10 protein-coding genes are annotated in these 9,789 nt (G+C 59.0%); 5 read left to right on the top strand and 5 right to left on the bottom strand.

Annotated features, from left to right (window positions below):
* On the bottom strand, window positions 1–822 hold an 822-nt coding region (locus VN887_18575), incomplete at its 3' end, for a hypothetical protein (protein HXT42021.1).
* Between the two features lie 101 nt (window positions 823–923).
* Window positions 924–2,429 carry a PQQ-dependent sugar dehydrogenase gene (locus VN887_18580; GenBank protein HXT42022.1) on the bottom strand — a complete coding sequence of 502 codons (1,506 nt, stop codon included), beginning with the start codon at window positions 2,427–2,429 and terminating at the stop codon, window positions 924–926.
* Between the two features lie 334 nt (window positions 2,430–2,763).
* Between VN887_18580 and VN887_18585 the strand changes: the two genes are divergently transcribed.
* The 4 genes from VN887_18585 to VN887_18600 all read left to right on the top strand — a co-directional run bounded on the left by VN887_18585 (window position 2,764) and on the right by VN887_18600 (window position 6,482).
* A complete protein-coding gene (locus tag VN887_18585; protein ID HXT42023.1) occupies window positions 2,764–3,387 on the top strand; it encodes a hypothetical protein in 624 nt (207 codons plus the stop codon).
* A 123-nt stretch (window positions 3,388–3,510) separates the two neighbouring features.
* Window positions 3,511–4,335, top strand: a complete 825-nt coding sequence (locus tag VN887_18590) for an alpha/beta hydrolase (GenBank protein HXT42024.1) — start codon at window positions 3,511–3,513, stop codon at window positions 4,333–4,335.
* Window positions 4,336–4,380: 45 nt separating this feature from the next.
* The gene (locus VN887_18595) at window positions 4,381–5,679 is read left to right on the top strand and encodes a PLP-dependent aminotransferase family protein (GenBank protein ID HXT42025.1); all 1,299 of its coding nucleotides are present in this window, start codon (window positions 4,381–4,383) and stop codon (window positions 5,677–5,679) included.
* Window positions 5,676–6,482 (top strand): hypothetical protein, encoded by an 807-nt coding sequence (locus VN887_18600; protein HXT42026.1) that lies wholly within the window; start codon window positions 5,676–5,678, stop codon window positions 6,480–6,482. Before VN887_18595 ends, VN887_18600 begins: the two co-directional genes overlap by 4 nt.
* Before the next feature lie 35 nt (window positions 6,483–6,517).
* On the opposite strand, the gene VN887_18605 is transcribed toward VN887_18600, so the two are convergent.
* The 3 genes from VN887_18605 to nrdR form a co-directional block, all read right to left on the bottom strand.
* On the bottom strand, window positions 6,518–6,859 hold the full coding sequence (locus VN887_18605; protein HXT42027.1) for a histidine triad nucleotide-binding protein: 342 nt from the start codon (window positions 6,857–6,859) through the stop codon (window positions 6,518–6,520).
* Between the two features lie 82 nt (window positions 6,860–6,941).
* Window positions 6,942–7,496, bottom strand: a complete 555-nt coding sequence (locus tag VN887_18610; GenBank protein HXT42028.1) for a hypothetical protein — start codon at window positions 7,494–7,496, stop codon at window positions 6,942–6,944.
* Entirely contained in the window at window positions 7,493–7,984 is a 492-nt protein-coding gene (gene nrdR, locus VN887_18615; GenBank protein HXT42029.1) for a transcriptional regulator NrdR, read from the bottom strand. The genes VN887_18610 and nrdR overlap by 4 nt, the downstream gene beginning before the upstream one ends.
* A gap of 107 nt (window positions 7,985–8,091) precedes the next feature.
* Here nrdR and VN887_18620 point away from each other — a divergent pair.
* On the top strand, window positions 8,092–9,789 hold a 1,698-nt coding region (locus VN887_18620; GenBank protein ID HXT42030.1), incomplete at its 3' end, for a zinc-binding dehydrogenase.

Here is a 9,789-nt window from a genome sequence, read left to right on the forward strand (position 1 = left end):
CGCACCACCGATGTTTTTTTCATATAAACCCGACCCGTCAAAAATCGCCGCGTTAAAGGCATTCGTATCTCCGTTCGTATTCGAGGTGTTGTACGGCCCGTCAACGGCGTAGTTAATGCCCGCCAGTTTCCACACCGCGCCGTCTTTGATGAATACGCCGCCGGCGGAGTCGCCGACCGAAAGATGACATTCATCGGGCCCGCCCGTCTCGTCGAACGTGGTCTGAAGAAGTTGACCCAATCCACTGCCAAGCACGCCGTCGCCATCGAAACTGCTGTTGGCGACCACGTTCGTTCCCCAACGCTCAACGCCATCGCTCGGGCCCCAGAACCAGCCGTTGGTTTTAACCGTGCCAAGAAAATTCGTCGTTGTTACTTCGCCGCCGCGCTGCGTGCCGCGTCCGATGACGACGAGGCCTCGGCCCTGTTCGTCGGAATTCGTGTAAATCTGCGCGAAGGTCGGAAACGTTCCGCAGACGCGCCAGATGCGCAGATCGCTGCTCGGGTCGTCATAGACCGCGGTGGTCGTGTATTGCACTCCATTGAACGTAAAAATATCGCCGACCGAGCCACCGATGTGTTCTGCGGTGAGAAAATACTTTGGCGCTATGGGCGTGCCCAAAAAACTTCCCCAGATGCCCTCGAATTGCCAGCCACTGTTGGCCAGACTGCCTGTCGGCGCGGTTGTGTTGTGGTTTGGATCGCCCGTGGAATAAACCAAAACGGCGTTCACCGGTGTGGCGCCGAGCCACAACGAAGCGCAAAGGGTGGCAAGAATGAGGACGCGGTTCTGATTCACGCCCTGGAGCGCAACCAGCTGCATTCGCAGACATTTAGTCACCCGCCACATATGTGTCAACGGCATCGCGAAAACCGGCGAACAGCCGGCTTTCAAATCGTCGAAAAGCAGCCACGATGCCTGTTCTACGTCTGCGGAGCCGTGTATTCGAGGCGGATGATCTGGGAGTCGAGATTGTTCCCCCAGGCGGTCCCGTATTCAATGAGGTAGAGGCAGCCGTCCGGCCCAAGTTCCATGTCCATGGGCCGTTTAAAGGTCATGTGATTGCACACCCGCTCCATCTTTGCAATGTGATCCTCCGCGTCGAGGTGGACAGCGATGATCCAGTTGCGCGACCATTCGTAAATGAACAACGTGTGGTCGAATTCCCGGGGCAGTTTGTGCTCCGATCTCAGGTTCGCATCGAAATAGTAAACCGGCCCGGCCATCGCCGTCCGCCCGCCGCCACCGTTGACCACCGGAAACCGCGTGGAAGGCCCGCCGGGATAATAAATGAATGCGGGCTGCGTCGGCGGCAGGTTGTGGGCGCCGGTGTTGTTCGGCGAATTGTTCACCGGGTGAAACGGATTGAAGGGCGTCCCGGAAACTCCCGCCGCAAAATCATATTTCACATACGCCTTGTTGTCGGCAACGAAGTACGGCCAGCCGAAATTGCCCGCTGCCCGCGCCTGGTTCACTTCATCGAAGCCTGCCGGACCTCGTTTCGGATTCGGACCGCCGGCGTCCGGTCCGACTTCGCCCCAGTAGAGGTGGCCGTTCTTTTTGTCGATCGAGATGCGGAACGGATTGCGGCAGCCCATCACGTAAATCTCCGGACGCGTGACGGGCGTGCCGGGCGGAAAAAGATTTCCTTTCGGGATCGTGTAGGTGCCGTCTGGTTCGGGGTGAATGCGGTTGATCTTGCCGCGCAGGTCGTTGGGGTTGGCGGCCGATTTCTGCGCGTCCCAGGGCGACCGGCCTGGACGCTCGTCCGTCGGCGAGTAACCATCGGATCCGAACGGATTTGTGTTGTCGCCGACTGAAACGTAGAGGTTCCCCTGCGAATCGAAGGCCAGCGAACCGCCGACGTGGCAGCACTCCTCGCGTTGCACTGCCGTGTCGAGAATCTTTTTCTCGGAACCCAGATCGAGCGAATCACCCGCAAGCGTGTAGCGCGACACACGGATGATGCCGGCCTTTCCGCGCGCATCCCGGGTCGTTTCCGGCAGCGAATGGTTCAGATAAACCCAGCCGTTTTTTGCGAAATCCGGATCGAGCGTGATGCCGAGCATTCCTTCTTCGAGACCCGCGAATACGGGAATCTTCGCGATGATCACCGTGGTCTTGGTGCCCGGTTTCCACATTTTGATGGTGCCGTCGCGCTGCGCGTAGAACACGCGGCCGTCCGATGCCACGGCCAGCTCCATCGGGTCCTTCAACGTGTCGGCCCACTTGCCATTGATCTGCTGGTCGGAATCGAGAATGACCTTGCGGAACGGGCCGTCGGTTTGCGGCCCGGACGGTACCGGCGGATTGTCAGCGGCAGACGCCAGGTTTGCGAAAAAGACACAGGCAGCCGCGGCGAGACTTGCGGAACAAAACGGCGATTGAATCATGGACACTATGGACTTGATTCGGGCGATTAAATTCACGGCGTTCTTCGCTTTTCTGAACCCGGCCCGCGAGCATGGCCCGGAGTGCGCGGCGTTGGTTGCCGTCCGGGGACCGGGCAGAATCCGGGGAATCAATGAGTCTGACCTGTTCAATTGGTTTGTTCATCATGGAGACGGCCTGCGCCAAATCAAGCGGGCAATTCTGGCGCCAGGGATAACCACAAGCGGGAGAGTCGGCGCCGCTTCCCCGAAGGCAAAGACTCATTCTGGCTCGAGACCCTCGGTCGTCCTTCCAGCACGACAGGAACGAAATGGAACGGGATCCATAACGCGTGATTCTGGACTCCCGCCCTTCACAGGGTATGATCCGGTCGTGTCGCCGATTTCTTTGGCCGGGCGCGTGGAATTTCTGGAGAGTTATCTGCGCGACGCGCAGGTCCGCTGGTCGCCCGAAGACCTCGTGAGGCAGCGCGAGTACGTGAACGCTCAGATTGCCGGACGCGATTGGCTGGACTGGTCCACGCCGGAATCCGCGTTGCGACTGGTGCAGGCCGCAAGTGCGCATGAGTCTGGCGGGGAGACGGGCAAATACGACGCGGTGGTGCTGGCAGGCGCGGTGGTTGAACTGCTCGAACCAGCGATGCTATTCAATCTCGCTGGCCCTCCGCTTCGGCCGGGCGGCAGGCTTGTCGGCATCTACCCCTGTCTGCGGGACAACTCGCCGGAGAGCCGTCTGTTCTCGGAAATGGCCTCCGCGACCCTGTGGCCGTATTACAGCGCTGAAGAATTGCTTGAGATGCTGCGCGATTGCGGGTGGCGGGCGGACCCGGTGGCGAGCGCTTTTGTCGCGATTCCCAGTTTCAATGAAGCGGTGCTCAAGTCGGAGCTTCACTTCAAAGGATTCAAGCGCATCTTCGACCAACTCGTCCGGCAGGGTTACGATCCGAGGGAGATCGGCTGGGGAGAACTACGCTTTGTGGCTGTGTTGAATTCGTAGAACCGCGTTGCTGAAGCTTTCCCTCCATGCCCCGAACTGGAGATTTTTATTCGTACGTGGCACAATCACCGCCGACCGATCTGAAAAACCAGGGTATAAAAATGAGTTTGCCTGCTCATCGAGTTGTTTGTCATCTACCTTGTGCTGCGCTGGTTTGAACATCGTCAGGTTTATCAGCCCGATCACGCCCTGGAGACAAACGGGAGTGAACTCGGACGCCCGTTCGAGGATGTTTGTTTTCAAACGGCGGACGCTGTCAGACTAAACGGCTGGTTTTTTCCCGCCGACACACGCTCTCCGCGAAAGCATTTTGTCTATCTGCTTTGTCATGGCAACGCTGGGAACATCAGTCACCGGCTCGATCATGTGGCGGCGCTGTTGGAGACGGGCGCAGCTGTTTTCATTTTCGACTATCGCGGTTACGGTCGCAGCGAGGGCCGGCCGGACGAGGAAGGCACTTATCTCGACGCGCAGGCGGCGTACCAATGGTTGAGGCAAAAGGGCTTTGCGGCGGCGAATATAATCGCGCTCGGCGAATCGCTCGGCGGCGGCATCGCCAGCGAACTGGCGTTGCGCGAGGCGCTCGGTGGACTGATTCTTCAAAGCACTTACACAAGTGTCACAGACCTGGGGCGCGAGTTGTTTCCCTGGCTGTCGGCGTTCTGGCCGGGCACAATCAAATATGACACGCGCGGCAAACTGCCGCGCGTCAGGGTGCCGGTGCTTGTCATACACAGCCGCGGGGATCGCCTGATTGGTTTTCATCATGCCGAGAAGAATTTTGCGGCGGCGAACGAGCCGAAAATATTTTGGGAGGTCGGCGGCGAACACAATCGCTTTCTTGAAGGCGAACGAACGCGTTATATCGAAGGATTGAACAATTTTTTGGCGCAAATCGAAAGCACCTCGTCGGCCGTTCCGGAAAAAACTCCGCAAGCCGGACGATAGAGGATGGAAATCCGCGGGACGCATCATTATATTCCCGGCGACTGAATGAAATTGTCCGCGCTTTCAAACATGGGCCGGCGCACTGAAGCGCCGCCGATCTCGTGGTTGATGAAGCTGGCGCTCGACCATCCGCGCCTGATTTCACTGGCCGCCGGGTTCACCGACACGGAATCGCTGCCTGCCCGGGAGACTCGCGGATTGTTGAACGAGATACTTGGGTCACGCAAGCGCGCGCGCGCGGCGTTGCAGTACGGTTCGACGGCGGGCGACCCCGAGTTGCGCCGGCTGACGGCGGAGCGGCTGCAGGAACTGGACGCCGTGGCCTCGGGAGCGAAATCCTTTCGGCGTACTGGCGCCAAAGCGCCGTACTCTCCGGGACGAACGGTCATCACCAATGGTTCGCAGCAACTGCTCTATCTGGTGACCGAATGTTTGTGCGATTCGGGCGACATCGTGCTGGTCGAGGATCCGACGTATTTCGTCTTTTTGAGCATCGCGCAGAGCCGCGGCCTGCGATGTCGTGGCGTCCGTCTGGAGGAAGACGGGATTGATCTGGAGCATCTGGAGCAGACACTGGAAACCCTGAAAAGCCGTCGGGAGCTGAAGCGGGTGAAAATGCTTTACCTCGTCAGTTATCATCAAAACCCGACGAGCGTCACGACCAGTTTCGAGAAGAAGGCCCGTGCGTTGAAATTGTTGAAACGGTTTGAGAGCGACGCCGGGCACCCGATTTACCTGCTCGAAGACGCCGCGTATCGCGAATTGCGTTTTGCGGGAGACGACGTGTGCTCAGCGCTCGCGTTGCCGGGCGCGGATGGACGCGTCGTTTACGCGGGCACCTACAGCAAGCCGTTCACAACCGGCGCGCGGGTCGGTTTTGGGATTCTCCCCGGATCGTTGTTTACGGTCGTGCTCAGCGTAAAAGGGAACCACGACTTCGGGACATCGAACCTGTTGCAACATCTGTTGAGCCGGGCGCTGGCGTCGTGTCGTTACAAAAATCACCTGCCGGAATTGCAACGCGGTTACGCGCGCAAGGCGGCGGTGATGACCGATGCCATGCGCGAATACTTTCCCGCCGTGATTTCCTGGAACAAGCCGCGCGGAGGACTTTACGTCTGGGCACGCCTGCCCCGATCCGTGAAGTCGGGCGTGAATTCGAAACTATTTCAAAGCGCGTTGAAGCACGATGTCCTTTATGTGCCCGGCCAGCTTTGCTACGCCGCCGACCCAACACGCCGCCGGCCGGACCACGAGATGCGCCTGAGCTTCGGCAACGCGACGGAAGCGGACATCCTCAAGGGAATTGCGCGGCTTGGCGCCACCTTGCAGCGGCTTCTATGACCGACGCCGCCAATCGGTTCGTTGTATTGCAGCGCAGCCTTGAGGTTCCGGGCGTGGAGAAACTCAAGCGTGCGTTTCATTCCGTGAAATGCCTGACGGAATCGGACGCGCACACGCTGGCCAAGGACGCGTTTGGGATCCTGGTGAAGAACCTGACGGTTGAAGACGCGATGGCGTTGCAGGCCGCCTTGGGCGCCGAGGACATTGACACAGCTGTCGTTTTGCAGAGCGACCTTCCGCAGTTGCCGCCCATCAAATTCGTCCGGCAGCTGGATTGCCTGACCGAAGGGCTCGTGGTTCACGATGCGATCGGCCGGCAATTTTCTGTGCGATGGGACCAGATCATGTTGGTCGCGGCGGGCAGTGTGCTCCTGACCGTGTTCGAGCAGGAAAAAGTGACGCCCACGCCGTCCCTGTTACAGGCGGAGGTGACTTCCTGGTCGCCTTTCCTGCCGCGTCGCGGAGTTGTGAACGATCCAGCGCCCGAATACGTTTCGCGCGAGCGACAGGCGTCGAAGTTACTCCTCGAGCTGCTGCTAAGCGGCGCGGTCATGCGATTTCAAGTCGAGGCCGGCCGATTCCGGTTCGATTATCTCGGTGACCGGAAGCGGCCCGGACTGATGGAAAACTTCGCTTTGCTGGCGCGGGATGTGATGAAATTTGCGCCGCAAGCGATGGTGAACCGGGGCGCCTATTTTGTGCCTGAAGGTTCGGGGCCGGTCTTCGAGTATCCGAGCAAGAACGCCTTCTACGAGGAGATCACCTGGATGCTGTGGCAGGCGATGAATGCGAAAAAGACATAGCCGGACGAGTGCCGAGGCCGCTTGCGGTATGAAATTCATCCGGGCGGCCACGCCATCTGGCGGCCGCCAAGGAGGTGGCAGTGTAAATGAGGAACTGATTCGCCGCCGTCCGGACCGTTGTTGATCACGAGCCTGAAACCATTCTTCAAATCGAGTCTTGCCGCCAGTTCGGCCGCCTTGAGCAACAGATGACCGAGGACCAGGTGATCCTCCGCCGTGGCTTCGGCGACGCGGGGAATCGGTTTCTTCGGGACAATCAGGACGTGCATCGGCGCTTGGGGTTTGATGTCGCGGAAAGCGAGCACGAGATCATCTTCGTAAATGATATCGGCCGGGATCTCGCGGGTGATGATTTTCTCGAAAAGGGTCTTGCTCATGGTTTGGACCTTGAAGCGTAACGCGTGGACGCCGGCGGTAAACTGTAATCTTTACACGGTGCGTATCGCGCACTGACCGCGTTCAAACGACCAGCAGCGAGCAATTCTCCACGTGTTGTTCGGCGGTGAGGCAATGGCGGAGAAATTCCACGATCTGATCATTGAGCCGCTGACAGCGGCCGGTCCAACGGCGCGCGCCTGACAATTGTTTGACACAGCTCCGCAATCCGGTGAAGCGGACGATCTGCGGCGCCTGATTGAGTTGCTGGCGCAGCTCATCGCGCAGCTTGGGAAAGAAGGCCAACTCGAACCCTTTGCCGGATTCGCAGGCCAGCTGACGCAAGTCGGAGTCTGTGATTCGCCGGGGCGTTTCAGCTGCAGCCTGTTTGACCACCAATCCGAACCCGCGCAACACGCTGGCCAGTGCCTCGGAAAACTCGCCGACGGAGACAAACGTCTTTCCCTTCTCGACCTTAAAATAATGGAGCACGGCGCGCGCGGCGTTCCGGACAATTTCCGGATCGAGCAGGTCCGCCGTGTCGCCCATCAACTCGACCGTGACCAGTTCCGCCGAGCAAGGGATGGCTTCGCCACTGGTGGTCTGAAAGATCAAGCAGTCGGGGTGCAGTTGAATCATGATTGCTCCTCCAGTTTTTTGACGGCCTGAACGAAATCAGTAGCCTCCTGGAACTGCCGATAGACGCTGGCAAAGCGGACGTAAGCCACCTCGTCAATTTCGCGCAGCCCTTCCATCACGCGCTCGCCGATGGCCATGCTCGGCACTTCGCGTTCGTATTTGTCCGTGATTTCGTCGACGATTCTTTCCACGAGGTCTTCAATAATCTTGGGGCTGACGGGGCGCTTTTGGCAGGCTTTGCGGACACCTGAGAGAAGTTTTTCCTTGGTGAATTCCTCGCGTCGGCCGTCCCGCTTGACGATCATCAAACCTTGATGCTCGATCTCCTCGTAGGTCGTGAAGCGATGGCTGCAACTCAGGCATTCGCGCCGGCGTCGGATGACCGAACCTTCGCGAGACGCGCGCGAATCAATGACTTTATCATCCTGCCGACCGCATTTCGGACAACGCATAAGACCAGCCACCGGATACTGTGGTGCCCGGCTCATATCACACAAAATGTTGTAGCGTCAAGCACAGGAATGCGGGATAAACGGGAACTCGACACTTGCACGCGGTGAACCCAACGGCGTGAAGTAGTGTCTTACAACTCATCGTGAAGCAGATCGCGCAATATCAGGACGGGCGATTGGAGTTACAGGAGGTACCCATGCCCGTGCCGCCGCCTTGCGGTGTGCTGGTTCGCACCACGCACTCGGTCATCAGCATCGGCACCGAGAAAATGAAGGTTGAGCAGGCACAAATGAATCTGCTTCAAAAAGCCCGTGCGCGGCCGGATCAGGTCCGCAAGGTGCTTGAGATGGCAAGGAATCTGGGCTGGAAAGCCGCGTTTGAAAAAGTGCGCAATCGTCTCCGATCACCCACTCCACTCGGCTACAGCGCTGCTGGAATTGTTGCAGCAGTCGATCCCCTCAATACGCGCTTTCGCGTCGGCGACCGGGTCGCATGCGCCGGCGCGGAGTGCGCATTTCACGCCGAGTACCTCGCGTTACCGGACTTCCTTGTTGCGCCGGTGCCGTCCGGCGTCGAGAACTGGCAGGCCGCCTACACCACACTTTGTGCGGTCGCGATGCAGGCTGTCCGTCAACTCGAACCGCAACTGGGCGACCGGGTGCTTGTGATGGGACAGGGGTTGATCGGTCTGCTCGTGACGAATTTGTTGAAGCTGGCCGGCGCACGCGTGATGGCGGTGGATTTGATGGCGTCGCGGCGCCGGTTCTGCCAGGCGATGGGAGCGGAAAAAGTCGTCATTCCGGTCGAACAAAAGCTGTCGGACGAAGTGAGTGTGTGGACGGAAGGCTACGGCGTGGATGCAGCCATGATATGCACCGCAACCCAGAGCAACACACCCATCGAACAGGCTGCGGAAGCGGTTCGCGACCGGGCGCGCTTTGTGATTGTCGGCAATACCCGGGCCGACCTTGCGTGGAAGACGTTTTACGAAAAAGAAATAGAGGTCCGTTACTCGCGATCCTACGGGCCGGGCCGCTACGATCCAAGCTACGAATGGGGGGGTACGGATTATCCGATTGGCTACGTTCGCTGGACTGAGCAGCGTAATTTTCAGGCCTGCCTCGACCTGATGTCCAAAGGGCAAATCGATCTCGGCGCGATGACGACCCGCCGGGTGCCGTTCAGGGAAGCACTGTCGGTTTATCAGGATTTGACGCAGGAAGGAGCGAAGGATGTCGGCGTGGTGCTGGAATACGAAAACGCGGAATGCGGAACGCGGACCGCCGAGACGTGCGGGTCGTTTGAGGTGCCGGCCAATCCGAAATTCGAAAGCCGGGATGGGAAAACAGGCGCGCCGGTTGAGTATGTGGACGTGGTGGGCGCCGGCAATTTCGCGCGCACCATGCTCCTGCCACATTTGAAGGGAAAAATCGCGCTGGGCACCGTGGTCAACCAGACCGCGCTCAGTGCGAACCACGTCAAGACCAGGTTCGGTTTCCATCGCGCAGCGACGGACGCAGCCGAGATTTTCGAAGTGCGGAACTCCGGTTCACCGCGCCCCGCGCCGGAATCGGGCGTTTCTCCCGCCGTGCTCATCGCCACTCGTCACCACCTCCACGGCTCAATGGTCAAACGAGCGCTCATCGATGATCGTCATGTTTTCGTCGAGAAACCGCTTTGCCTTTCGCAAAAGGAATTACACGAAATCGACGAGGCTTACGCGCAGAGCAAGGGTAGCGTGATGGTCGGGTTCAACCGTCGTTTTGCGCCGGCGAGCGCCGGGTTGAAAAAAATTCTCACTTCAATGCCCGGTCCAAAGACCGCGAGTTTCCGCGTGATG

It is taken from the genome of Candidatus Angelobacter sp., assembly GCA_035607015.1.
Lineage (GTDB): Bacteria > Verrucomicrobiota > Verrucomicrobiia > Limisphaerales > AV2 > AV2.

Bases quoted from the DNA above. Each gene is read 5' to 3' on its own strand.
- VN887_18595 (HXT42025.1), top strand. From the start codon at position 4,381: ATGAAATTGTCCGCGCTTTCAAACATGGGCCGGCGCACTGAAGCGCCG.
- VN887_18600 (HXT42026.1), top strand. From the start codon at position 5,676: ATGACCGACGCCGCCAATCGGTTCGTTGTATTGCAGCGCAGCCTTGAG.
- VN887_18605 (HXT42027.1), bottom strand. From the start codon at position 6,859: ATGAGCAAGACCCTTTTCGAGAAAATCATCACCCGCGAGATCCCGGCC.
- VN887_18610 (HXT42028.1), bottom strand. From the start codon at position 7,496: ATGATTCAACTGCACCCCGACTGCTTGATCTTTCAGACCACCAGTGGC.
- nrdR (HXT42029.1), bottom strand. From the start codon at position 7,984: ATGAGCCGGGCACCACAGTATCCGGTGGCTGGTCTTATGCGTTGTCCG.